Source organism: Paractinoplanes abujensis (assembly GCF_014204895.1).
Lineage (GTDB): Bacteria > Actinomycetota > Actinomycetes > Mycobacteriales > Micromonosporaceae > Actinoplanes > Actinoplanes abujensis.
The window spans coordinates 3700330-3722199 of the sequence record NZ_JACHMF010000001.1; the positions used below are offsets into that span (position 1 = coordinate 3700330).

Genomic DNA, 21870 nt, shown 5'->3' on the forward strand with positions numbered 1-21870 from the left:
ACCGATTCAAGAACGCCAATGAACACGCGGTGATTAACAGTTTTTCAGCACCCTTTTCTGGCACCATTCAGACGCCGCTGTCCGGCTGGGCCGGGCTGAGCACGGCCGGATGATCAGGCTGGGCTCGCAGGCAGTGACCACGACCTGGGCGCGGTGGCTCCGCCGGCGGCGCCGGCACGTACGTCTCGACCAGCCGCCGGTCACGCTCGCGGTGAGCAGGGTGTCGCGCTCGGCCACCGTGCCGCCGTCGCGGCCGGGGCCACGGAATCCGTTTCGGGCGGCTACAGTGCGCTTGTCCGCATCCATTGCCGCCGATGGGGGTTCCGTGACCGGCTCCGACGCCACGTCGAGGGGGATCGACACCTCGGTGCCGCATCCGGCCCGGCGTTACGACTACTGGCTCGGCGGCAAGGACAACTTCGCCGCCGACCGGGAGTCCGCCGACGCCATCGAGGCCAAGTTCCCCGGCATGCGCGCCGGGATCCGGGCCAACCGCGCCGTGCTGCGACGCATGACGACCTACCTGGCGGCCGAGGCCGGGCTGCGCCAGTTCCTCGACATCGGCACCGGCCTGCCCACCGCGGACAACACGCACGAGGTGGCCCAGCGGATCGCTCCGCACAGCCGGGTGCTCTACGTCGACAACGACCCCCTGGTCATGTCGCATGCACGGGCGTTGCTCACCAGCAGCCCGGATGGTGCCACCGACTACATCGAGGCCGATCTGCGCGATCCGCGAGCCATCCTGGAGGCGGCCCGCGAACGGCAGGCGCTCGACCTGACCGAGCCGGTGGCGCTGATGCTGATCGCCGTGCTGCATTTCGTGCGGCCCGGCACCGGCGAGGCGCAGAAGATCGTCCGCACCCTGCTCGACGCGCTGCCCTCCGGCAGCTGTCTGGCCGTCACGCATTTCACCACCGACTTCATGCCCGACGAGGAGAAGGTCCGCTACCAGGGCATGCTCGACGCGGGCATCAGCGACATCTGGCCGCGGGACCGGTCCGCGTTCACCGCCCTGTTCGACGGTTTGGAGCTGGTCGAGCCGGGTGTCGAGCTGATCAGCCGCTGGCGTCCCGAGGCGGGCGGGGACGACACCGACCCGAGCCGGATCAGCATCTACGGCGCGGTCGGCCGCAAGCCCTGAACCGGCCGGGAAAAGACGAGAATCTGTCACGTACGTTTCCGATTCCGGCCTGCGGGCATCACCGTGGCCCATGGAGTCCCTGCGGATGCTCAGCCCGGCCGAGGCGACCTCCACGCTGCTCACCTGGAACATCGAGAGCGACGGGGACCTGCGCCGGATCCGCGAGGACATCCGGCGGTTCTTCGCGGAACGGACGCCCGGGCTCGCCGACGACCGGGTCGCGCAGCACATGGGACTCGTGGCCACCGAACTCGCCGGCAACGCCTTGCGCCACGGCCTACCCCCGGCGACGGCGCGGCTGCTGAGCAGCGACGGGCACTACATCCTGGACGTCAGCGACGGCGCCGTGGGCGAAATGCCGCGACCGGACCCGGCCCCGCAGAACATTCACGCCGGCGGCCGCGGGCTGCCGATCTGCCTGGCCGTGGCCGAGCAGGTCTGCTGGTACACCACCGGGACGGCCAAGCACGTCTGGGCCTCTTTTCCCCGTTCCCGGTGACGTCAGCCGCCTTTGTCGTACCCCGATGGTAGAAACTGCGGTCGTGACAACCTCACCCTTCACGATCTCCGAGCGGGAGGCACCCACCGGTGTTCTGCGCGTAAGCCTGACCGGTGACTTCGACGTGAGCGTCGGGGACACCCTCGCCCGCGCGTTGATCGAGGCGGCCCGCCGGCCCCATATCGACGAGGTGGTCGTCGACCTCGAGCACACCCGTTTCATCGACTCGCACGCGGTGGCGGGCCTGGTGGCGGGCTACCAGACGGCTCGCCGGGCCGAGCGCGGCTTCACCGTCGTCAACGGCCGCGGCACCGTCCAGGAGGTCCTCGACATCACCGGGCTGTCCGAGGTGCTCTGCCGATAGGAGCCCCGCCGCCCCCTGTACATCCACGTGTATGGGGGCGCGCCATGACGATCGCCGCCGGGTTCGCCCTCGGCCTGCGGCTGGCCTTCGCCGGCGGCCGGCGCGGCTGGACCCGCACCGCGACGGCGGCGCTGGGCGTGGCCATCGGCGCGGCGGGGCCGCCGATGGCTGCGTCGGTGCCCGTCACGCTGGACGCCCGGCACGCGCGCACCGAGGCCCGCTCGGACCATGTGCGCGGCGAGGTGATCCCCGGCCGGCCGCACCACGATCGTCGCGGGGATGGACGCACGGTAGGGCGGCAACGCGATCCGGGGGCGGCTGATCCTGCTGCTGATGACGGCCGGCCTGCTGCTCGACGTGACCTCCCGGCTGCACGAGCGCCGTCGCGTCCTGGGCGTGCTGTCCGCGGCTGCACGGTGGTCTGGTCGGTGCTGCTGCAAGTGGCCGTGCCGGTCTGATCCTGCCGTCGCAACCGGAACCCGGATCGGGGCCCTGCTGATGTGGCTGTCCGGGCTGCCGGTCCGGTTCACGGCCCGGTCGCGGCCGGCGCCGTCCTGGTATTGGTGACCACGGTGGCGGTGCTGCTGCCCGCGCTGCGCCGCCTCACCTGCACCGAGGACCTCGCTGCGAATGATCGCCCGGCGTCATCCGGATCACATCCGCTCAGGCCGCCCGGCGAACGGCCGACGGATCGACCATGCGTGCGAGCAGGGTGGGGATGTTACTGGCGGCTGTCACCGGAGCCGTCGTGGTCAGTGTGGTGGGCTACGGGACAAAACCCGGTGATCTGCTCTACGCCTCGTTCTATCTCGCCGTCTGTTCGGTGGCGTGGTGGGCGGCGCTGCGCCTGCCGCCCGGCCCGGCCCGCCGGCCCTGGCTGCTGGTCGCGCTGGCCCAGACGTTGTGGTTCGCCGGGGACGCGACCGAACTGGTGAACTTCTACGTGTTCGCCGATGTGCCGAGCGTGGGGGTGGCCGACGCGTTCTGGTTGTCCGGTTACCCGCTGATGGCGGTGGCGCTGACCTTGATGGCGCGCCGCCGCGCCCCCGGACGGCTGCGCAGCGGGGTGCTGGACGCGCTGGCCATGACGGTCGCGGCCGCCGCGGCGGCGTGGCAGTTCCTCATCGAACCGCAGCTCGGGCAGGGCTACTCGATGGCGGAGACGGTCGTTCCCGTCCTCTACCCGATCGGCGACGTCGTGCTGCTGGCGGCGATCCTGTTCGTGGCGTTGTCGCCGGGCGCGCGCACCGCGCCGACCCGCCTGCTGCTCGGCGCGGTGCTGTTGTACCTGCTCGTCGACATCGGCTACAACGCTCTGCCGTACGTGCTGGACTACAGCGTGGTCGAGCGCATCGGGCCACTGATCCTGCTGGGCAACGCCGCGGTGGTGGCTGCTTGCCTGCATCCGGCGCGAGCCGAGCTGACGACACCGGCCGAACCCACCGCGAATCTGCACCCGGCTCGCGTGCTGTTCCTCGGCCTGGCGCTGATGACCGCACCCACGCTCACCCTGATGCACGCGGGTTTCGGCCGGGCCGAGATCGCCGCGCTGCTGGCGACCGCCCTGTGCGCCTCGTTCGTGCTGACCCGCTTCACCATCGCGGTGCGTGAGCAGGAGCGCACTCAGGCCCAGCTGGCCTATCAGGCGCAGCACGACCCGCTGACCGGGCTGGCGAACCGGGCGGTGCTGACCGGCCGCCTGGAACGACAGCTGTCGGCCCCGGACGCCTCGGTCGCGGTGCTCTATCTCGACCTGGACGGTTTCAAGCAGATCAATGACGAGCACGGGCACGAAGCCGGCGATGCGATTCTGACCGCGGTGGCCGCACGCCTGTCGAGCACGGTCCGCGAGACCGATGTCGTAGCGCGTCTGGGCGGTGACGAGTTCGTCGTCCTCTGCCCGGGACTGCCGGCCGAGGAGGCAGCTGAGCTGGCCGAGCGAGTGCTGCAGGAACTGGCCGGGCCGGTTGCCTTCCGCGGCGTGCGCCTCGCCATCGGGGCCAGTATCGGCATCGCCGCGCATCAGGGCACTCGTCCCTGCAGCACGACGGCCCTGCTCCGCGAGGCCGACACGGCCATGTATGAAGCGAAGCGCCGCGGCCGTGGCACCTGGGTCCTCGGCGGCACCGGCGCCGGCTCGACTGCTCCGCACATGGCGCGGTAACACTTTTCACGAAACGGTTTTCCGCAGCCTTCGGTTAAAACCGATCAATGCAAGTTCATTGTCCTCCTTGAATGCCTAGGCGCATTCTGGCAACGTGCTGGCAATAGCCTGTTAACGTTAACCAGCAGCTCCACACGCTGCCGGGAGGAGCATCTGTGCGCATGCGAAAAAGCCGGTTTCTGGCTGCCGCCCTCGCCCTGGGACTGTCACTGATCGGACTGGCCGCACCGACCGCCGCGGCCGCCGCGGAGTCGAACGGCGGGGTTCGGGTCATGCCGCTGGGCGACTCGATCACCGAGGGCACACAGGTTCCCGGGGGCTATCGCACCGGGCTCTGGCAGCGGTTGGCCGGCGCCGGTTACCGCGTCGACCTCGTCGGCTCCCAGTTCAACGGGCCCGCCGCCCTGGGCGACCACGACCACGAGGGCCACCCGGGCTGGCGGATCGACCAGATCGACGCCAACATCACCCGCTGGCTGCAGACCACCACCCCGCGCACCGTGCTGCTGCACATCGGGACCAACGACATCCTGCAGAACTACAACGTGTCCTCCGCACCCGGCCGGCTGTCCACGCTGATCGACCGCATCGCCGCCGCCGCGCCCGCCGCGGACGTCTTCGTGGCCACCATCATCCCGCTCGCCTCGCCCAGCCAGGAGTCGGCCGCCCGTACCTTCAACGCCGCGCTCCCGGGCATCGTGCAGGGCAAGGTGGCCGCCGGCAAACGGGTCCACCTCGTCGACATGCACGCCGCGCTGACCACCGCGGACCTCATCGACGGCATCCACCCCACCGCCGGCGGCTACGACAAGATGGCCGCGGTCTGGTACGCCGCGCTGCGCTCCGTCCCCGGCACCATCGGCGAGCCCACCGGCACACCCACCGGCGGCGCGCTGGCCGGAGCCGGCTCGGGACGGTGCCTGGACGTGCCGGGCAGCAACACCGCCAACGGCACCCAGCCGGTCATCTGGGACTGCAACGGCGCCGCCAACCAGAGATGGACCGCCTCCGGCCAGACCCTGCAAGCCCTCGGTAAGTGCCTCGACTCACCGACCGGCGCCACCGCCGGCAGCAAGGTGCAGATCTGGGACTGCTCCGGGGCGGCCAACCAGCGCTGGAACCGCAACGCGAACGGAACCATCAGCAACGTCGCGTCCGGTCTGTGCCTGGACGTCAGCGCCAACGCCACCGCCGCCGGCAGCCGGGTCCAGCTGTGGACCTGCACGGGCGCCGCCAACCAGGTCTGGACCGGTCGATAACCCATGAGACGTCTCAGGAACATGCTCGCGGCGGCGCTTCTGCTGCTGTCAGGCACCGCGTTCGTCGTCACCGCCACCCCGGCGCAAGCCCTGGACAACGGGGTGGGCCGCACGCCTCCGATGGGCTGGAACAGCTGGAACACCTTCTTCTGCAACATCAACGAGTCGCTGATCCGGGGAATGGCCGACAGCATCGTCAGCACCGGGATGCGGGACGCGGGTTATCAGTACGTGGTGGTCGACGACTGCTGGATGAACCCGAACCGCGACTCCGGCGGCAACCTGCAGGCGGACCCGGCCCGCTTCCCCAGCGGCATGAAAGCGCTCGGCGACTACATCCACAGCCGGGGCTTGAAGTTCGGCATCTATCAGGCACCGCTGGACAAGACCTGCGCGCAGTACTTCGGCAACTATCCGGGGGCGACCGGCAGTCAGGGCCACGAGACCCAGGACGCGCGGCAGTTCGCCGCGTGGGGCGTCGACTACCTCAAGTACGACTGGTGCTCCCCCAGCGGCACGATCGCCGAGCAGGTCGCCACGTTCGCCAAGATGCGCGACGCGCTGGCCGCCACCGGGCGGCCGATCCTCTACAGCATCAACCCCAACAGCATCCACGCCAAGACCGGCCCGCAGCGTGACTGGGGCGACGTGGCCAACATCTGGCGCACCACCGAGGACATCCAGCTGGTGTGGAAGACCGACCAGGTCAACGGCTACCCGATGGGTGTGCAGAACATCATCGACGTCACCGTGCCGCTGGCCGGCTACGCGAAGCCGGGCGGCTTCAACGACCCGGACATGATGGAGGTCGGCCGGGGCACGCTGACCGACACCGAGCAGCGCTCCCACTTCGCCATGTGGGCGGTCATGGCCGCCCCGCTGATCGCCGGCAACGACATCCGCTCGATGTCCGCCGCCACCCAGACGATCCTGAAGAACCCGCGGCTCATCGCCGTCAACCAGGACCCCCTGGGCCGCCAGGGCGTCCAGGTCGCGGGCGACACGAACCAGCGCGTCCTGGCCAAACGCCTGTCCAACGGCGACGTCGCGGTGGCCCTGTTCAACCAGAGCGGCTCGACCCGGACGATCGCCACCACGGCCGCGGCTATCGGCAAGTCCGGGGCGTCCTCGTACACCCTGGTCGACGCCTGGACCGGCGCCACGACCACCACCGCCGGCACGATCAGCGCCGCCGTGCCCGCGCACGGCACGGCCGTGTACCGGGTCAGCGGCGGCACCACGGGCGAGCCGAGCACACCGGCGGTCTTCAGCCTGGTCAGCTCCTCGTCGGGCCGCTGCCTGGACGTGCCGAACAGCAACACCACCAACGGCACCCAACCGGTCGTCTGGGACTGCAGCAACGCCGCCAACCAGAAGTGGACCGCCTCCGGGCAGACGCTGCAGGCCCTGGGCAAGTGCCTCGATGCACCGATCAACGGCACCGCGGGCACCAAGGTGCAGCTGTGGGACTGCAACGGCGGCAGCAACCAGCAGTGGACCCAGACCGGCGGCACGATCCGCAACAACCAGACCGGGCTCTGCCTCGACGTCAACAACAACCAAACCGCCAACGGCACGCTGACCCTGCTCTGGACCTGCACAGGCGCGGCCAACCAGCAGTGGAGCCGCCGATCCTGAGAGTCCTTCGGGCCTGGGACCAGCCGGCCGGCGACACCCCGCGCGGGGTGTGGCCGGCCGGTCCAAGGTCTGGTTCCGTCTGCGCACGGCCGGCGCTCCGCCGGCCGTGCGCGGCGACGCGACCATACAGGCGTGCTGTCAGCTGCGTGACGCGGGCGCCGACCTCATCGGTGCGCTCGACGGCAGCACGACCGGACTCGACCGCGGCTTCGCGTCGATGAAGATCGCCGAGTGGATGGGAAACGACCGGCCGGGCAACACGCTGGACCGGACGACGCTGGGCGCCGGCTTCGGGCCCCCGCGCCCCAGGGACGTCAAGGTTGGCCAGAACGACGTCGCCGTCCGCTGACCGGGCGGGCGATCAGCCGGTGTAGTGGTTCCACGACCACACCGCGGCGAAGGTGACGGCACCGGCGACCACCAGCATGAGCAACGCGAAGACGGCGGGCCAGGCCCACGCGACGGGTTCGGAGGTCTTCGGTGCGACAGTCATGTCCACTCCCAGCGATGTCGGTGCGTTGACGCCTCGATTCTTCGCCGCGGCACCCGTTCCGGACATCTGCAGGCAGTCGGATCTCGGCCGGCCCGACTACGACGAAGGTCGTATGCCCGGCCGGCCGAGGGGCCGCCGGTGCTGTCACGATCACCCAGCAGACCCTGCGCATCCCTCAGGAGGCGGGCCAGAGCCTGGTCACCGTGACCACACGGCCCGGATCGGCCTCCGCGACGGCCCTGGCCGCTTTGCCGGCCCGTGTCAGCGACGGCTCCGGGCGAGCCGGGTGACCAGCAGGTTGGGATCCTTCTGGGTGGTGTAGGCGGCGCTCGGCACGAACACCTTGCCCTCGTGGATCAGCACCGCGGTCGGGTTGGACAGGCCGTCGGCGGCGGTCAGCACCGTCGTGGCCGGTCGGCCCCCACCGGCCAGCACGACCCGGTTCTCGGTGACCAGACCGGCCAGGACCTGCTCGCCCGGGCCGGTGAAAGCGAAGTCGTCGATCCCGGTGAGCCCGGTCGCGATCGTCGTGAAGACCCCGGCCCCGCGGCCGCTCAGCGGCGTCCGCAGCAGCGTGCCGCGGTCGAGGTTGGACACATAGAGGTGCCCGCCACGTATCTTGGCCCCGTTGACGCCGAAGAAACCGGCCGGCGCGAGCGCCGCGTCGGTGCTGAAAACCCTGACCCGGCCTGTGGTGGTAACGGCGTAGACCGCGCCCCGGGCCGAGTCGGTCACGTAGAGCGTTCCGGTCCGGTCGTCCAGGGCGAGGCCGTTGGGCAGCCCGTCGGCCGGCAGATCGGCGAGTTTGCGGGGCGCGGCGCCCTCGGAGAACGTCCAGACACCGGTCTCCCGCGCGGAGCCGGTCGCGTAAAGCACATAGAAGGTGTGGCCGTCGCGGACCAGGCCGCTGGTCAGGGGGAAACCGAGCAGCGGCGTCACGGCCGCCGGATCGGCCGGCGCGGGCAGGGTGGCCAGCACCTGCACTTTCCCGTACGGGGTGAGGCGCGCGACCTGCCGCGCGCCGGCGAACGTGACGTCGACGCTGCCGCCGCGGTCCGGGACGACGTTCTCCGGCATCTGACCGGCGGCCAGATCGAGGTGGACGATCGTGGCGCCGCGCGTGGCCGGGGCGGCGCTCGCGGGGGCGGCCAGCAGGGCGCCGGAGGCGAGGACCGCCGCGGCGAGCAGGGCTCGGGTGATTCGCTGGTTCATGCCGACCAGCTTGGAACGGCGCTGACGCGCTATCCAGACCGGCTCATGGCTACGCCTGGCAGGTGCAGTCTGCCCCCGGATGTCGGCCCTACCAGCCTCGTTCGGCCGCCTGGATCTCGCCGGCGGCGATCGCGGCCCGCAACTCGGCGTGATCCCCGTGGGTCTGCTGGGCGTAGTCGCGGGCGTAGCCGAGGATGCCGTCCCGGAACGCGTTGCCCCGGCCGATGTAGCCCGCGATCGCGGCCGGGTCGCCGCTGCGGGCGTGCGACTTGGCCAGCGCGTGACCGCAGGTCGCGGCGAACTGGGGCAGGTATCCCGCGATCTGCTTCCCGTCAGGGATGATCTTCATGTCGCGGTACTGGCGTACGTAGTAGTCGAAGCCGTCGACACGCATGTGGCCGAGGAAGATGTCGCTGGCCGACTGCATGAGGCGCTGGCCGACGATGACCCGTTCACCGTGGTTGGCGAACCCGCCGGGGCCCAGGAACTCCTCGTAGACCGACGCGGTCGCCTGTTTGGCCTGCGAGAACACCGGCTGCCGCCCGCTGTCGCCCTCGAGCAGGTTGAGCCACACGCGCATGCCGACGCTGCCGACCCCGACGATCTGCCGTACGGAATCGACCCGCTGGAAACGGTTGACCAACCGGCGCAGGTGCGGCGAGATCGAGGCCAGGTACGTGTCGTAGAACTCCTCGGCGGCCCGGACGCGCTGTTCGTGGCTCAGCCCGTCGTCGAGGCGCTTCATCGGGTCCAGCGCGATGCGGCGCCGCCCGTCCTCCTCGGTGACCAGTTGCTGCGCCACCCCGTGGTGGGTCCGCTTGCGCGACTGCTTCGCGATGGTGCGCGCCGTGGCCTCGGCGAACTCCGAGGTCAAGCCCTTCAACGGCACATCGGACGTGATCCGGTCGTACCAGACGTCCAGCTCGCCCATGACGGCGTACCGGCCCATCGCCTCCCGGTACGTGCCGACCGCGGCGGTGGCCGCTTCCTCGGCGCAGGCCGGGCTCAGCCGTTCCGTCTCCGCGAGCACGTAGATGCTGGTGGTGAGGCGCTTCAGGTCCCACTCGAAGGGCCCGGGCAGGGTCTCGTCGAAGTCGCGGGCGTCGAACAGGAGCTGCCGCTCGGGCGAGGCCCACAACCCGAAGTTGAGGATGTGCGCGTCACCGCACATCTGCACCGTCAACCCGGAGTGCGGCGCCGTGGCCAGGTCGGCGGCCATCACGGCGGCCGCACCCCGCAGGTAGGCCCAGGGTGAGGACGCCATCCGGGCATACCGCAGCGGCAGCAGCGCGGGATCCCGTACGGCCTCCTGCGCGCGGAGCCGGTCGAGGGCCCGCATCCGCCGGGCGCCGGGATCCCACAGCGCGGCGGCCCGGCGCGGTGCCCGGCGGCGCGCCCGGCGCCCGTCGCGGACATCGGCGGTGACGGTGGCGGATGCGCGTACACGGGGGGCTGACTCGCTCGTCATGCGCTGCCCGGGACCCTTCACTGAATGGTGGCGCCGCTCCGGGGGGAGGCGCGCTGATCGTTCAGTGAAGACCCTGTGCCTGGAACACAGTCAACGGCGGCGACGGCGGCGGCCGGTCAGCGTCAGTGCCGCGCCCAGCGCGACCAGCAACCCGCCGCCCACCGCGAGCGCGACCACTGGCGCGCCGGTGATGGGCAGGCCGCCACCGGAACCGCCGTCACCGGCCGGGCCGGTCACGCCGGTCGTGGTGGTGGCGGCCGTCACGGCGCGGACCCGGGCCGCCCGGTCCGGGGCCAGCGCGAGGACCGGCGCGACCACCCGGTAGTCGCGAGTGCCGGCGAACGGCGCCGTGAGCGTGAAGGTGCCGTCCTTGCGGGCCTTCGCCGTCGCGACCGTCCGCCACCCGGCCGTGGCCCCCGCGCGCTCCTCCAGCCGCAGTTCCCGGCCGGCGTCGTCCTCCTCCACGGTCGGGCACGGACCCCTGTCGCACAGCCGGCCGAGCTTGATCGACCGGCCGGTCACGGTCACCGTGCCCCCGATCGTGGCCTGCTGCGGAATCGTTGCGGTCAGCCGATCGCCCGCCACCGGCGCATCGACGCCGCTGTCGTCGTACCAGCCAACCGACTCGGCACGCACGCCGACGCCGACGGGTGTCCGGCGCGGGGGCACGACGAACGATGTCGCGGTGGTCGGCGCGGCCAGATCGTCGTACTCGTTGAACTCGAACAGTGTGGCGACCGGGATGTAGCGGACCGGGCCGGGGACGTCCAGCGGGTCACCCGGGTTCGGATCGGTGTAGGCGCCCGGCCGCCAGGTCATCAGGATCGACCCGTCCTCGCGCGGCACCACGCTGACGATGCGAGCCTTCGGGCCCCGGTCGGTGTCGAACACCGGCGAGAACGCCGGCTCGCTGATCTCCGCGCCGTCGGAGTCGACGGCCACCACGCGGACCCGGTAATCGGTGTCGTGCAGACCTGGCCACAGCAGCGCACGGCTGGGCCGACCGGCCTCGACCACCTTCGCGGCCAGGTTCTCGGTGACGCCGTCACCGGCCCGGACGAGTGTCAGCCGGCTCCGCGTCGCGGCGGTCCCCTCCCACGTGATTTCCACGTCGGTGTGCGCGGCCGAGGTCCAGGCCACGCGCACGTCCGACGGCGCCGGAACGCTCGGCGCGGGCGCGGCGGGCAGCCCGGCCGCGGCCGGAGTCATGGCCAGCACGGCCACCATGTTCGCGATCACGCGCGGATGGTAGCTGCCGTGGTGCCTTGACTGTGTGGCGGCCACACGCTTTTCACTGGGGAGCCATGAAGTCCCTGACCGGAACCACCACGCCGGAGGCCGCGGCGCCGGACGACACGCGTCCCTTCGGCACGCACATTCGCATGGCGTGGTGGAAGTCGCTGATCGTCATCGCCGGGTTGCCGGTGGCGCTGCTCCTGCTTCAGCTCGCGCTGTATCTGGTGGCCGGCCTCGTGGACGGCGCAGAGGACCCGCTCGAGTCGAACCTGACCCCGCTCAAGCTGCTCGCGGCCAACCTGAGCACCGCCCTGACGGCGCTGCTGGCCCTGGTGCTCGTCTCGTCGTTCGCGAAGGTCCCGTGGCGCCGGGTTCTCAGCTCGCCGCGAGGCTTCGACCGGCGGCGCCTCGCGACCTACTTCGCCGGCTCGGCCCTGCTGGTCGGGGCGGGCACCGCCGTGGTGGCCGTCGTGACCCCCGACGCCCCCGGCTGGGTGGGCTTCGGGGTCAGCGGCACCACCGTGGCGCTGCTGGTGGTCGTACTCCTGACCACTCCCCTGCAGTCGGCCGGCGAGGAGATCATGTTCCGGGGTGCGGTGCTCCCGGCTGCCGGTTCGTGGTTCCGCGCCGTGCGGCCCGCGTTCATCGCCGGGCTCGTGGTGTCGAGCCTGTCCTTCGCCGCGGTGCACGCGGCCGGCGACCCGGCGCTCAGCGCCTACTACGTGTTCCTGTCCCTCTGTACGGCCCTGATGGGCCTGCTCACCCGCGGTTTGGAAGCCGCGATCGCCTTCCACGTCGCGAACAACATGGTCACGACGACCGTCAACGTGCTCATGGCTGACGGCGGCGTGCTGGTCGTCGACCGCTCGGAGGGCGCCGGCGATGGTTCTTCGCTGCTCGTGCTGGTTGTCGTCAACGTGGCCGTGCTGGCCTTCGTCGGGTTCCGCGAGCGGGCGAACCGTGCCCGCTGACCACGGGGCATCCACCCTGGCCGAGGATCTGCTGCTGCTCCTGTTCCAGCCGGACTCCGCGCCTCCGGGCCCGGCCGGCGCGACCGGTGAGAGCACCCTCGCCCATGCCCTCGCGGGGGCGGTGCTGACCGAACTCGGCCTCGGCCGGCATGTGCGAACCGTCCCGGACGGGGTGGGAGCGATCCGGCTGGAAGTGGTCGCGCAGCATCCGCCGGCGGACGACATCCTGCGGCACGCCTGGGACTACCTGGCCCGGGGACCGCGCGGGATCCCGGCCGCGCTGGACGCGATCGGGCCGGACCTGCGCGACCCGCTGGTCGACCGGCTTGTCGGGCGCGGCGACCTGCGTCGATCCCACCGTACGGCGCTCGGCGTGGTCGACGTGGAGACCTTCGAGGACGGCGGTTCCGGCCGCCGCGAACGCCTGCTGGCCGCCGTACGGGAAACGGTTGTCGAAGGAGCGCGGCCGCAGCCCAGGATCGCCGCGCTGGCCGCTCTGCTGTCGGCGAGCGGCACGCTTCCGCAGTACGGGCCCGGCATTCCGTGGACGGCGGCGGTCGTCGCGCGGGCCAAGAAACTCGAACAGGAGAGCTGGGGCGCCACGGCTACCGCGGCGGCGATCGCGCGCACGGTGACCGCGGCCGTCGCCGGCCACCTATAGGGTGTTGTCCAGCGGGGCGACGCCGTGCCGGTAGGCCCAGATGACGGTCTGCACGCGATCCCGGGCCCCGATCTTGGCCATGGCCCGGCTCAGGTGGCTCTTCACGGTGCTGACCTCGACGACGAGCTGAGCCGCGATCTCCGCGTTGGACAGGCCCTCGGCCAGCAGCCGTACGATCTCGGCCTCACGCGACGTCAGCAGCTGACCGGCCGCCGACGTGGGGGCGGGCGCGGGGGTGACCGGACGCCGGCGCGCGAACTCCGCGATCACGCGCCGGGTGACCGTCTGGTCGACCAGCCCGTCCCCGGCCGCCAGCCGGCGGATCCCCTGGATGAGGTCGTCCATGTCGGTGTCCTTGAGCAGGAACCCGCTCGCCCCCGCCTCGAGCGCGCCGAACACGTACTCGTCGAGCTCGAAAGTCGTCAGCACCAGGACGGCCGGGGGCGGGACGATCTCGTTGACGATGATCCGGGTCGCGTCGAGGCCGTTGCCGCCCGGCATGCGGACATCCATGCAGACGACGTCGGGGTGCAGCTGCCGCGCGAGCGCCACCGCGTCGGGGCCGTTGGCCGCCTCGCCGACGATCTGGATGTCCTCGGCCAGCTCTATCAACGAGCGGAAACCGGCCCGCAGCAGCGGCTGATCGTCGACCAGCAACACCGTGATCACGAACGCCGCCCGCTCTTGTGGGGAACGGTCAGCTTGACCGACCAGCCGCCGTCCGGAGTGGGGCCCGCGGCCAGGGCGGCGCCGACCAGTCCGGCCCGCTCCCGCATGCCGATCAGGCCGAACCCGCGGTGGCTGCGGTCGGTGCGCGCCGGCCCGGCGGGGGCCGGGCCGTTGACGACTTCGAGCACGCTGGCCTCCGTACGGTGGTCGATCTTGATGGTCACCGCGGCACCGGGAGCGTGATCGCGGGCGTTGGAGAGCGCCTCCTGCGTCACACGGTAAAGGGTCAGATCCGCCGCCGCCGACAGGTCACCCGGGTCCCCCGACACGATCAGCGTGGGGCGGTTGCGGGAGTCCGCGTGGTTGGCCACCAGTTCGCTGATGCCCAGCAGGCCCGGCACGGCCGCGTCGTCCGGTTCGGCCGGCCCGCTCTCGCGCAGCGCGCCCACCACCGAGCGCAGATTACCCAACGCGCTCTTTCCCTCCGTACGGATGGCGGCGGCGGCGCGGCGGGCGGCTTCGAGGTCCCGGTCGAGCATTCGTTCCACGACGGTGGCCTGCACGATGAGGGCGGTCAGGTGATGGGCGGCGACGTCGTGCAACTCGCGCGCCATCCGGGTGCGTTCGGCGGCCAGCGCGGCGTCCGTGCGTACGCGCAGGTTCTCCGCGGCCTCGGCGGCGCGCAGCTCGACGACCTCGGTGTAGCGCCGGCGCAGGGTGGCGCTGCGGCCCAGCAGAGCCGCCGTGCCGTACAGCAGGAGCGTCAGGATCAGCTGCCCGGACACCCTGGTGATCAGCGGCCAGGGCGACGCGCCCGCGAGGGCGGGAATCGCGCTCAGCACCACGTAGCTCCCGATCTCGACGACGGCGGCCAGCGTGGCCAGACCGTAGGCGCGCGCCGCGGGCAGCTGCGTGCCGCAGGTGTAGACGGCGACCAGCAGGGCCACCCCGCGCAGACCCTGCCCCTCCGGGGCCGCCACGGCCAGGGCGACCTGCAGGGCGAGGACCGCTGCCACACACCACAGCGGCCGCACCCGGCGCAGACACAGGACCGCGGCCTGCACCAGCAACAGGATCAGCACCGGTAAGGGCAGGTCGATGCTGGAACCGGGCGGCTCGGCCCCGCCGCCGGGCAGCAACGACAGGCCCGCGGACAGGGCCACCACCACCGCCGCGAACGCGCAGTCGCGGCGGAACGGTGTGCTCAGACCCAGCGCGTCGAGCCACCGGCCCCAGTCGTCGAGGAAGCGTCGCCGCTCGGGTGACCCAGCGAACCTCTGGGGTTCATCCATCGCGTCTCACGCCTTTACGGGCCGGTTCCGTTTCGCTGTCCGGGCCGGTAACGTCCGGCCGACCCGATGCTACCGACGCCGGCGTCCGGACGGCCCGCTCACGGCGGCCCCGCGGGCAAAGTTCATGCCGGCGACGCAACCGCCGCCCGCGGCCTCCGTCGGAAGTCGCAAGCCGAACTTCCTGCCCCAGGCAGATGCGCTGGTCAGACCGTGAACGGCACCGTTATGGAGCATTCGACGATTCCGCACAGCCTGTTCCAGGAGCCCGCCATGGCCCAGCAAACGCCCGAGTCTCCGGCGAAGTCCCGGCGGTCGAGCACCCCGAGCGGGGTGGCCGTCATCACCGCAGCGCTGATGGTCGGCCTGGCCCCCGCCCCCGACATCGCGGGCCGCCGCCACTCCGGTTCGCACCGCCCCGGCAGCGTGGTGCCGCACGCCGACGAGGCGGAGCCGATGACCGAAAGCGTCACGGCACCACGGTGACCGTCGGGGTCGCGACGAACGGGCCGGCCGCCGCGCCGGTCTCCGTCCTCCCGCTCACCGAGATCCGGAGCGGGCCGGACCGCCCGGCCGGGGCACCCGGCACCGACTGCACCACGATGTACGGCAACGGGAACCAACTGCCCGGCGCCCGATCACCGATGGCGCACACCGTGACCGCCCCCCGCAGCCGGCACTGCTGAGTGTCCGGGCGGATCACGCCGTCGGCCCCCACCGAAGGCACGAACACCGTGGCCACCCCGCCCAGGCCGGAGGCGTCGAGCTCCAGCCGCGCGTCGTACAGCAACCCCTGCCAGTCGGAGGAAGGTGACAGGCCGAGGTAGGTCCATGGCGTCAACGGACTGGCCGGCCCGGCCTGCAAGTCAGCCACCACCACAGTCAACTGCGGCGCGGCGGCCCGCGCGGACGCGGGCAGCAGGGCGGCGCCGGCCGCGACGGCCACGACGGCCAGCAGGGCGCGCAGAGAACGGAACACAGTCATATCGATCCTTGTCGTTTCGGTCGGAGCAGGAGCACTGTACCGATCTTCGGTCTTTTGCTCACGACCATCGATCTTTTGCCGCAAGGGACGAAAGTTCCGTCGCATTGCTTGACCCTCGGCTCGGCATCTGTGAACAATCCTCCCCATTCATTGGTGTGCATCGATGGGAGAGCCGTGAACACCGTCGCCGCCGTCCTGGTTGCCCTGCTCGCCGCGCCCGCCGTACCCGTGGCGGCCCCGGCCGACTACACCACTGCCGAGGCGGGCAACCCCTTCGTCGACGGCCGGTACGCCGACCCCGACGTGGTGATCTACAACGACCGGTACTGGGTGTTCCCCACCTCGTCGCGCAGCTACGCCGAGCAGACCTACCTGGACGCCTTCTCCTCGGCCGACCTGGTCACGTGGACCAGACACCCCAACGTGCTGACCACCGCCGACGTCTCCTGGGCGAAGTACGCCGTCTGGGCGCCCGCGCCGATCCAGCGCAACGGCCGGTACTACCTCTACTTCGCGGCCAACGACATCCAGAACAACACTCAGGTCGGCGGCATCGGTGTGGCCGTCGCGGACCGGCCCGAGGGCCCGTACGCGGACGCCCTCGGCCGGCCCCTGATCGCGCAGTTCGTCAACGGCGCGCAGCCGATCGACCAGGACGTCTTCATCGACGACGACGGGCAGGCCTACATCTACTACGGCGGGCACGGCCACGCCAACGTGGCCCGGCTCAACAGTGACATGACCAGCCTGGGCACCTTCGCCGACGGCAGCGTGTACAAAGAGATCACCCCGGCCGGGTACACCGAGGGCCCGCAGATGCTCAAGCGCAACGGCAAGTACTACCTGATGTGGTCCGAGGGCGGCTGGACCGGGCCCGACTACTCGGTCGCCTACGCCATCGCCGACTCCCCCACCGGCCCGTTCCAGCGCCTCGACCGGATCCTGGCCCAGGACGCCACGGTGGCCCGCGGCGCCGGTCACAACTCGGCGCTGAACATTCCGGGCACCGACACCTGGTACACCTTCTACCACCGGCGTCCGCTGGGCGAAACCGACGGCAACGCCCGGTACCTGGCCTACGACCGGATGACCTTCCGCCCCGACGGCACCATCCAGCCGGTCAAAATGCTGGTCAAGGACAACTTCGACGACAACAACGCGATCGGCTGGCGCACCTTCGGCGGCGGGTGGAGCGCAACCGGTGGGCAGTACCGGGCCCAGCACTCGTACGGGGGCAAGGCGCTGCTCTCCGACAACCACACGAACGCGGTCTACGACGCGGACGTCACGGTCACCTCGGCCGCGGGCGACGCGGGCCTGGTCTTCCGGGCCACCGCCCCCGCCGTCGGCACCGACAGCTACCGCGGCTACTACGCCGGCCTCTCCCCGGCCGGGCAGGTCGTGCTGGGCAAGGCGAACAACAACTGGACCAGGCTGGGTGCGGCCTCCCTCACCGTCTCCCCCGGCACCCGCTACCACCTGCGCGTCGAGGCGGTGGGCGCGTCACTCAAGGTCTTCGTCGACGACATGACCCGGCCGAGAATCACCGTCACCGACACCACGTACGCCGCGGGCTCCTCCGGCGTACGTGTCTACAACGCCGCGGCAGCCTTCGACAACGTCGCGGTCACGGCCCGTCCTTAGCTTATGGACTCGTGGTACAGCTTCCGGCGGCCGCGTCACGACCTTCCCAGCCAAGTCCGGCGGGTGGCGTCGATGCCGCCGTCCAGCACGGCCCGGGTCACGCCGGTGCCGCCGAGAACCCGCCAGGCCGCCGGCGCACCGATTGCGGGACGCTCCCGCCCAGGTGGGTTCCAAGGTGGATCCGGTCGACGCGGATCTGCCCGCTTGTCCGTCCGGCGGTGATCGGGCGGCCACAGCCTCCGGCATTTTCTTGACACCTTATTAACAGTTCAGAAGACTTCGATGAACCCCGATATCCCCTGATGAGGAGCTCCCCCATGGCTCGTCCGTACCAGTGGATCGCGGTCGCCGCCGTAACGGTGACGGCGATCGGCCTGACCCCCCTCACGAGTTTCGCCGACGAGCCCGACCCCACGGCGTATCCCCGCGCCGACGTGGCCCAGACGCTGGACCTCCCGGCCGGCGTCGTCCAGGCCCTGAAACGCGACCTCAAGCTGACCAGCGACGAGCAGGTGGCCGGTCGCCTGCGCACCGAGGCCGCGGCCCCGCTCGTGCAGAAGCGGCTGAAAACCAAGCTGGGTGCCGCGTACGGCGGCGCCTGGATCAAGAAGGGCCAGGAGCGCCTCACCGTCGCCGTCACCACCGAGGCCGCCGCGAAGACGGTGCGGGCCGAGGGGGCCGAAGCCGTGATCGTCGACCGTGGCGAGAGCGCCCTGGCCGCCGACCGGGCCAAGCTGGACAAGCGCAGCGCGAAGGCGGCCGGCGCCATCCGCGCCTGGCGGATCGACCCGGCGGCCAACAGCGTCGTCGTGACGGTCAAGCCGGGCGCCGAGGCCCAGGCCCGCGCGTTCGCGAAGGACAGCGGCGTCGCCGAGATCACCGTCGAGACGTCAGCGGTGGCCCCCCGGCCGGTGTACGACATCCGCGGCGGCGACCAGTACGTCATCAACGGCAACACGCTGTGCTCGGTGGGCTTCCCGGCCCGGCGCGGCGGCGCACCGGGCTTCGTGACAGCCGGTCACTGCGGCGGCCGGGGCGCCCCGGTCAAGGGCTTCAACAACGTCGACCTGGGCAGCTTCGCGGAGTCGGAGTTCCCGAACACCGACATGGCCTACGTCGCCGCCAACGGCAACTGGACCCCGCAGCCGTGGGTCAACAACTACTCCGGCGGCAACGTGATCGTGGCCGGTTCCAACGACGCCGCGATCGGCTCCTCGATCTGCCGCTCGGGCCGCACCTCGTCGTGGACCTGCGGCACCCTGCAGGGCCGCAACGAGACGATCAACTACTCCAACGGCCCCGTGTACGGCATGAGCCGGATGAGTGCGTGCGCCAACCCCGGTGACTCCGGTGGTTCGGTCATCGCCGGCAACCAGGCCCAGGGCGTCACGTCCGGCATCGCCGGTGGCTGCGGCTCGGCCAACCCGCAGACCTGGTTCCAGCCGGTCAACCCCATCCTCTCGCGCTGGGGCATCGCCCTGGTCACCAGCGGCGGCGGCAGCACCGGCGGCGCCGTCATCAGCGCGCTCAACGGCCGCTGCCTGGACGTGCCGAACGGGAACTTCTCCGACGGCGTACGGGTGCAGATGTGGAACTGCAACGGCTCGGCCGCGCAGAAGTGGGAGTTCGTCAACGGCACCCTGCGTACGGGAAACAACAAGTGCCTGGATGTGGCGTGGGGGTCGACGGCCAACGGCGCGATCCTGCAGATCGTCGGCTGCTCGGGCAACCCGGCCCAGGGCTGGGTGTTGTCGGCCGCCGGTGACCTGGTGAACCCGCAGGCCAACAAGTGCGCCGACATCGACGCGTGGAACCCGAACGAGGGCGCCGTGCTGGTGCTGTGGGAGTGCACCGGCGGCGCGAACCAGAAATGGCGGCGCGGCTAGACGTCAGCAAGTCCGCGCCGGCCGTCCCGAGGGCGGCCGGCGCGGGCGGGTCTTGACCGTGTTCCTGGAACATCGTTTGCACTGGTCCCCATGAGCGTGGAAGTTCTGCACCCCGAGGGTCTGCTCCGGCAGACCGGCTACCTGACCGGCCCGGCGATGGCGGCGAAAACGGTCGGCTCGGCCGCGTTCAGGTCGAGCAACGGGGCCCACACGTCGACCGGCACGTCCTGACGCATCCGGCGCCGCTCATCCAGTTCCCCGGCGAGCGCGGGATCCAGCTCGCCGTACATCCGGGCGAAGCCGGCCGTCACAACACCCGGTGACCCGGCCCGCGAAGGCCCTCGGCGATCTCGGCGGGCAGGGACGTGACGGTCAGCGTCTGGTCGGTGGCGATCACACCCCGTACGGGGAAACGCGAAGCGTAGGCGGTGGCCACGATGGCGCCGTACGAGTGGCCCGGCACCAGCGGAGGCTCGCCGACGTCCGAAGTGCTCAGTAGGTCGCGCACGTCGCCGGCCGGCGTCACCGGGTCGCCGGGCCCGAGGCGCGGGGACTCGCCGTGCCCGCGCAGGTCCCCGCGAACCGTGCGGGATGCTCGTGGAGCGGCACACGATCCCAGAACCTGCGGTCCTCGGGCATGCCGTGCAGGGCGACGAGCGACGGCCCCGAGCCGTCGACGACGTGAGCCAGGGCAACGGTTTCGGTCATTTCCGGACCGTAGCCGGGCTTGACCCTGTCCAGGGAACATGGTGTTCAGTTGCGGGCGACACCGATCGTCTTCGAGGAGCCGCATGACACCCCAGCTCGGCCCTCCGATTCTGGCGGAGGACGTCCTGCTCCTCGTGACCCGGTTCGTCCCCGCCGCGGACGTCGCGGGCGAGCACGCTCTCTTCCCCGTTCTGGCCGCGGCGGTGCTGGCCGATCTCGGTCTCGGCTCGCACGTGCGCATGCTCCCCGGCCGAGGCGGGTCGGCCCGGGTGGAAGCGGTCGCCGAACGCGAACCGGCCGACGAGGTCCTGCACGTCGCCTGGAAATCCCTGCTGGCTCGTCCCCGCGGCGTGCAGGCGGCGCTCGCGGTGATCGGGCCGACGTTGCGCAGCCCGCTGCTCGACCGGCTCGTCCGGCGCGGCGACCTCCGCCGGACGGCGCCCGAGGGTGCCGGCCCGGCCGCCGTGGAGAACGAGGAATCGGGGCGCCGGGCCGGCCTGGTCGCCGTCGTGCGCGACGTCCTGGCCGGAAAAGCCGACGCGCCACGGCGTGACGTCGCCCTGGCGGCGGTGTTGTCCGCGAGCGGGCTCCTGCGCCGGTTCGACCCCGAGATCTCGTGGACGTCCACGGTCATCGTCCGCGCCGGAGAGCTCGAGCGCGAGGTCCCCGAGGCCGGGGCGGCCGCCGAAGCGGTGGGCCGGGCCGTGGCCACGGCGCTCGTCGAGAACGTGATCGTCGCGGCCGCCGCTCTTCCCGGCCCGGACCGGCCGGACGACCGAAAGGGGGGCGCACGTGGCCTGGAGCACCCGTGAGCTCGCGGATCTCGCCGGTACCACGGTGAACACGATCCGCCACTACCACCGGCTCGGACTGCTCGCCGAGCCCACGCGGCGCTACAACGGCTACAAGCAGTACGGCGTGGAGGACCTCGTCGGCCTGCTGCGCATCCGGCGGCTGGCCGGGCTGGGGGTGCCGCTCGCGCAGATCGCGGCGGTCAGTTCCGAGAGCGACGTCGGCTCGCAGGTGCTGCGGCAGGTCGACAACGACCTCGCCCAGCAGATCGAGCGTCTGCGCAAGGTGCGCTCGGACATAGCCGCCGTCCTGCGCGACGGCGCGCCCGCGGACACCCCGGCCGGTTTCGCCTCGGTCGCGCCACGCCTGTCGGCCGCCGGCAGCTCGCTCATCCATGTCATCGCCCAGCTGTGCGACGAGGACGCGCTGAACGACCTGAGGCGGATGATGCAGACCGATCCCGACCCGGTGGACGAGGAGTTCGACGCGTTGCCGCACGACGCGGACGAGGCGACCCGGCAGCATCTGGCCGACCGCCTCGCGCCCACCCTCGTACGGCATCTCGTCGACTATCCCTGGTTGCGTGACCCGGCGGCCCACCTGGTCAAAAGCGAGCACCTCACGCGGCAGACCTTCATCGACGCGGTGGTCGATCTCTACAACACGGCCCAGGTCGATGTGCTGAGCCGGGCCGGTGGGCTCGCCCGCGAGCAGCTGTCCCACCGGCACCGGTCCACTGCCCAGGCCTAGCGTTCAGCCGGCCGGGCCGGAGTTTCCGCGGGCCGCCG

At 71.4% G+C, this 21870-nt stretch carries 25 protein-coding genes; 16 read left to right on the top strand and 9 right to left on the bottom strand.

The genetic code is table 11. The annotated features are described in order from the left end of the window. The first annotated feature begins 325 nt into the window (after positions 1-325). The 8 genes from BKA14_RS16435 to BKA14_RS16470 all read left to right on the top strand — a co-directional run bounded on the left by BKA14_RS16435 (position 326) and on the right by BKA14_RS16470 (position 7417). Entirely contained in the window at positions 326-1144 is an 819-nt protein-coding gene (locus BKA14_RS16435) for an SAM-dependent methyltransferase (RefSeq protein ID WP_239093600.1), read from the top strand. A gap of 70 nt (positions 1145-1214) precedes the next feature. After that, entirely contained in the window at positions 1215-1643 is a 429-nt protein-coding gene (locus tag BKA14_RS16440) for an ATP-binding protein (RefSeq protein ID WP_184951811.1), read from the top strand. Positions 1644-1686: 43 nt separating this feature from the next. Beyond that, the gene (locus BKA14_RS16445; RefSeq protein ID WP_184951812.1) at positions 1687-2007 is read left to right on the top strand and encodes an STAS domain-containing protein; all 321 of its coding nucleotides are present in this window, start codon (positions 1687-1689) and stop codon (positions 2005-2007) included. Between the two features lie 44 nt (positions 2008-2051). Beyond that, a complete protein-coding gene (locus tag BKA14_RS16450; protein ID WP_184951813.1) occupies positions 2052-2465 on the top strand; it encodes a hypothetical protein in 414 nt (137 codons plus the stop codon). A 260-nt stretch (positions 2466-2725) separates the two neighbouring features. Then, on the top strand, positions 2726-4171 hold the full coding sequence (locus BKA14_RS16455; RefSeq protein ID WP_239093603.1) for a GGDEF domain-containing protein: 1446 nt from the start codon (positions 2726-2728) through the stop codon (positions 4169-4171). Positions 4172-4332: 161 nt separating this feature from the next. Beyond that, a complete protein-coding gene (locus BKA14_RS16460; protein ID WP_184956780.1) occupies positions 4333-5430 on the top strand; it encodes a ricin-type beta-trefoil lectin domain protein in 1098 nt (365 codons plus the stop codon). A 3-nt stretch (positions 5431-5433) separates the two neighbouring features. Continuing rightward, entirely contained in the window at positions 5434-7068 is a 1635-nt protein-coding gene (locus tag BKA14_RS16465) for a ricin-type beta-trefoil lectin domain protein (RefSeq protein WP_184951815.1), read from the top strand. A gap of 49 nt (positions 7069-7117) precedes the next feature. Next, positions 7118-7417, top strand: a complete 300-nt coding sequence (locus tag BKA14_RS16470) for a hypothetical protein (protein ID WP_184951816.1) — start codon at positions 7118-7120, stop codon at positions 7415-7417. 12 nt (positions 7418-7429) lie between these two features. Here BKA14_RS16470 and BKA14_RS44005 read toward each other — a convergent pair whose 3' ends face one another. The 4 genes from BKA14_RS44005 to BKA14_RS16485 all read right to left on the bottom strand — a co-directional run bounded on the left by BKA14_RS44005 (position 7430) and on the right by BKA14_RS16485 (position 11480). Beyond that, on the bottom strand, positions 7430-7561 hold the full coding sequence (locus BKA14_RS44005) for a hypothetical protein (protein WP_260416518.1): 132 nt from the start codon (positions 7559-7561) through the stop codon (positions 7430-7432). 261 nt (positions 7562-7822) lie between these two features. After that, positions 7823-8773, bottom strand: a complete 951-nt coding sequence (locus BKA14_RS16475; RefSeq protein WP_184951817.1) for a hypothetical protein — start codon at positions 8771-8773, stop codon at positions 7823-7825. A gap of 88 nt (positions 8774-8861) precedes the next feature. Further along, positions 8862-10241 (bottom strand): DUF2252 domain-containing protein, encoded by a 1380-nt coding sequence (locus tag BKA14_RS16480; protein WP_203722840.1) that lies wholly within the window; start codon positions 10239-10241, stop codon positions 8862-8864. A 90-nt stretch (positions 10242-10331) separates the two neighbouring features. Continuing rightward, positions 10332-11480 (bottom strand): hypothetical protein, encoded by a 1149-nt coding sequence (locus BKA14_RS16485; protein WP_184951818.1) that lies wholly within the window; start codon positions 11478-11480, stop codon positions 10332-10334. A gap of 65 nt (positions 11481-11545) precedes the next feature. Here BKA14_RS16485 and BKA14_RS16490 point away from each other — a divergent pair, with 65 nt between their 5' ends. Next, positions 11546-12448 (top strand): CPBP family intramembrane glutamic endopeptidase, encoded by a 903-nt coding sequence (locus tag BKA14_RS16490; protein WP_184951819.1) that lies wholly within the window; start codon positions 11546-11548, stop codon positions 12446-12448. Next, positions 12438-13109, top strand: coding sequence for a GOLPH3/VPS74 family protein (locus BKA14_RS16495; protein ID WP_203722842.1), 672 nt, complete (start codon positions 12438-12440; stop codon positions 13107-13109). Before BKA14_RS16490 ends, BKA14_RS16495 begins: the two co-directional genes overlap by 11 nt. On the opposite strand, the gene BKA14_RS16500 is transcribed toward BKA14_RS16495, so the two are convergent. Both BKA14_RS16500 and BKA14_RS16505 read right to left on the bottom strand, forming a co-directional pair. Next, on the bottom strand, positions 13104-13778 hold the full coding sequence (locus BKA14_RS16500; protein ID WP_184951821.1) for a response regulator: 675 nt from the start codon (positions 13776-13778) through the stop codon (positions 13104-13106). The genes BKA14_RS16495 and BKA14_RS16500 overlap by 6 nt on opposite strands. After that, positions 13775-15070, bottom strand: coding sequence for a sensor histidine kinase (locus BKA14_RS16505; protein WP_184951822.1), 1296 nt, complete (start codon positions 15068-15070; stop codon positions 13775-13777). The genes BKA14_RS16500 and BKA14_RS16505 overlap by 4 nt, the downstream gene beginning before the upstream one ends. A 210-nt stretch (positions 15071-15280) precedes the next feature. On the opposite strand from BKA14_RS16505, the gene BKA14_RS16510 reads away from it, so the two are divergent. After that, positions 15281-15553: a hypothetical protein gene (locus BKA14_RS16510; protein ID WP_184951823.1), complete on the top strand. Its 273-nt coding sequence runs from the start codon at positions 15281-15283 to the stop codon at positions 15551-15553. Here BKA14_RS16510 and BKA14_RS16515 read toward each other — a convergent pair. Next, positions 15537-16052 carry a hypothetical protein gene (locus BKA14_RS16515; RefSeq protein ID WP_184951824.1) on the bottom strand — a complete coding sequence of 172 codons (516 nt, stop codon included), beginning with the start codon at positions 16050-16052 and terminating at the stop codon, positions 15537-15539. The genes BKA14_RS16510 and BKA14_RS16515 overlap by 17 nt on opposite strands. Before the next feature lie 174 nt (positions 16053-16226). Here BKA14_RS16515 and BKA14_RS16520 point away from each other — a divergent pair, with 174 nt between their 5' ends. The 3 genes from BKA14_RS16520 (at position 16227) to BKA14_RS16530 (ending at position 19813) form a co-directional block, all read left to right on the top strand. Beyond that, positions 16227-17696: a family 43 glycosylhydrolase gene (locus BKA14_RS16520; protein ID WP_184951825.1), complete on the top strand. Its 1470-nt coding sequence runs from the start codon at positions 16227-16229 to the stop codon at positions 17694-17696. Positions 17697-18013: 317 nt separating this feature from the next. Then, on the top strand, positions 18014-19582 hold the full coding sequence (locus tag BKA14_RS16525) for a ricin-type beta-trefoil lectin domain protein (protein ID WP_184951826.1): 1569 nt from the start codon (positions 18014-18016) through the stop codon (positions 19580-19582). Positions 19583-19672: 90 nt separating this feature from the next. Continuing rightward, entirely contained in the window at positions 19673-19813 is a 141-nt protein-coding gene (locus BKA14_RS16530; RefSeq protein WP_184951827.1) for a hypothetical protein, read from the top strand. A gap of 76 nt (positions 19814-19889) precedes the next feature. Here BKA14_RS16530 and BKA14_RS16535 read toward each other — a convergent pair whose 3' ends face one another. Together BKA14_RS16535 and BKA14_RS16540 are read right to left on the bottom strand one after the other, a co-directional pair. Then, positions 19890-20090 (bottom strand): alpha/beta fold hydrolase family protein, encoded by a 201-nt coding sequence (locus BKA14_RS16535; protein WP_184951828.1) that lies wholly within the window; start codon positions 20088-20090, stop codon positions 19890-19892. 14 nt (positions 20091-20104) lie between these two features. After that, complete coding sequence (locus BKA14_RS16540) at positions 20105-20290, bottom strand: hypothetical protein (protein WP_184951829.1); 186 nt, start codon at positions 20288-20290, stop codon at positions 20105-20107. A gap of 83 nt (positions 20291-20373) precedes the next feature. On the opposite strand from BKA14_RS16540, the gene BKA14_RS16545 reads away from it, so the two are divergent. Both BKA14_RS16545 and BKA14_RS16550 read left to right on the top strand, forming a co-directional pair. Then, a complete protein-coding gene (locus BKA14_RS16545; RefSeq protein WP_184951830.1) occupies positions 20374-21102 on the top strand; it encodes a GOLPH3/VPS74 family protein in 729 nt (242 codons plus the stop codon). Continuing rightward, positions 21083-21832, top strand: a complete 750-nt coding sequence (locus BKA14_RS16550) for a helix-turn-helix domain-containing protein (RefSeq protein ID WP_184951831.1) — start codon at positions 21083-21085, stop codon at positions 21830-21832. The genes BKA14_RS16545 and BKA14_RS16550 overlap by 20 nt, the downstream gene beginning before the upstream one ends. Positions 21833-21870 lie beyond the last annotated feature (38 nt).

Bases quoted from the DNA above. Each gene is read 5' to 3' on its own strand.
- BKA14_RS16530 (WP_184951827.1), top strand. From the start codon at position 19,673: ATGAGCGTGGAAGTTCTGCACCCCGAGGGTCTGCTCCGGCAGACCGGC.
- BKA14_RS16545 (WP_184951830.1), top strand. From the start codon at position 20,374: ATGACACCCCAGCTCGGCCCTCCGATTCTGGCGGAGGACGTCCTGCTC.
- BKA14_RS16440 (WP_184951811.1), top strand. From the start codon at position 1,215: ATGGAGTCCCTGCGGATGCTCAGCCCGGCCGAGGCGACCTCCACGCTG.
- BKA14_RS16460 (WP_184956780.1), top strand. From the start codon at position 4,333: ATGCGAAAAAGCCGGTTTCTGGCTGCCGCCCTCGCCCTGGGACTGTCA.
- BKA14_RS16525 (WP_184951826.1), top strand. From the start codon at position 18,014: ATGGCTCGTCCGTACCAGTGGATCGCGGTCGCCGCCGTAACGGTGACG.
- BKA14_RS16455 (WP_239093603.1), top strand. From the start codon at position 2,726: ATGTTACTGGCGGCTGTCACCGGAGCCGTCGTGGTCAGTGTGGTGGGC.
- BKA14_RS44005 (WP_260416518.1), bottom strand. From the start codon at position 7,561: ATGACTGTCGCACCGAAGACCTCCGAACCCGTCGCGTGGGCCTGGCCC.
- BKA14_RS16450 (WP_184951813.1), top strand. From the start codon at position 2,052: ATGACGATCGCCGCCGGGTTCGCCCTCGGCCTGCGGCTGGCCTTCGCC.
- BKA14_RS16490 (WP_184951819.1), top strand. From the start codon at position 11,546: ATGAAGTCCCTGACCGGAACCACCACGCCGGAGGCCGCGGCGCCGGAC.
- BKA14_RS16515 (WP_184951824.1), bottom strand. From the start codon at position 16,052: ATGACTGTGTTCCGTTCTCTGCGCGCCCTGCTGGCCGTCGTGGCCGTC.
- BKA14_RS16475 (WP_184951817.1), bottom strand. From the start codon at position 8,773: ATGAACCAGCGAATCACCCGAGCCCTGCTCGCCGCGGCGGTCCTCGCC.
- BKA14_RS16465 (WP_184951815.1), top strand. From the start codon at position 5,434: ATGAGACGTCTCAGGAACATGCTCGCGGCGGCGCTTCTGCTGCTGTCA.
- BKA14_RS16480 (WP_203722840.1), bottom strand. From the start codon at position 10,241: ATGACGAGCGAGTCAGCCCCCCGTGTACGCGCATCCGCCACCGTCACC.
- BKA14_RS16540 (WP_184951829.1), bottom strand. From the start codon at position 20,290: ATGACCGAAACCGTTGCCCTGGCTCACGTCGTCGACGGCTCGGGGCCG.
- BKA14_RS16505 (WP_184951822.1), bottom strand. From the start codon at position 15,070: ATGGATGAACCCCAGAGGTTCGCTGGGTCACCCGAGCGGCGACGCTTC.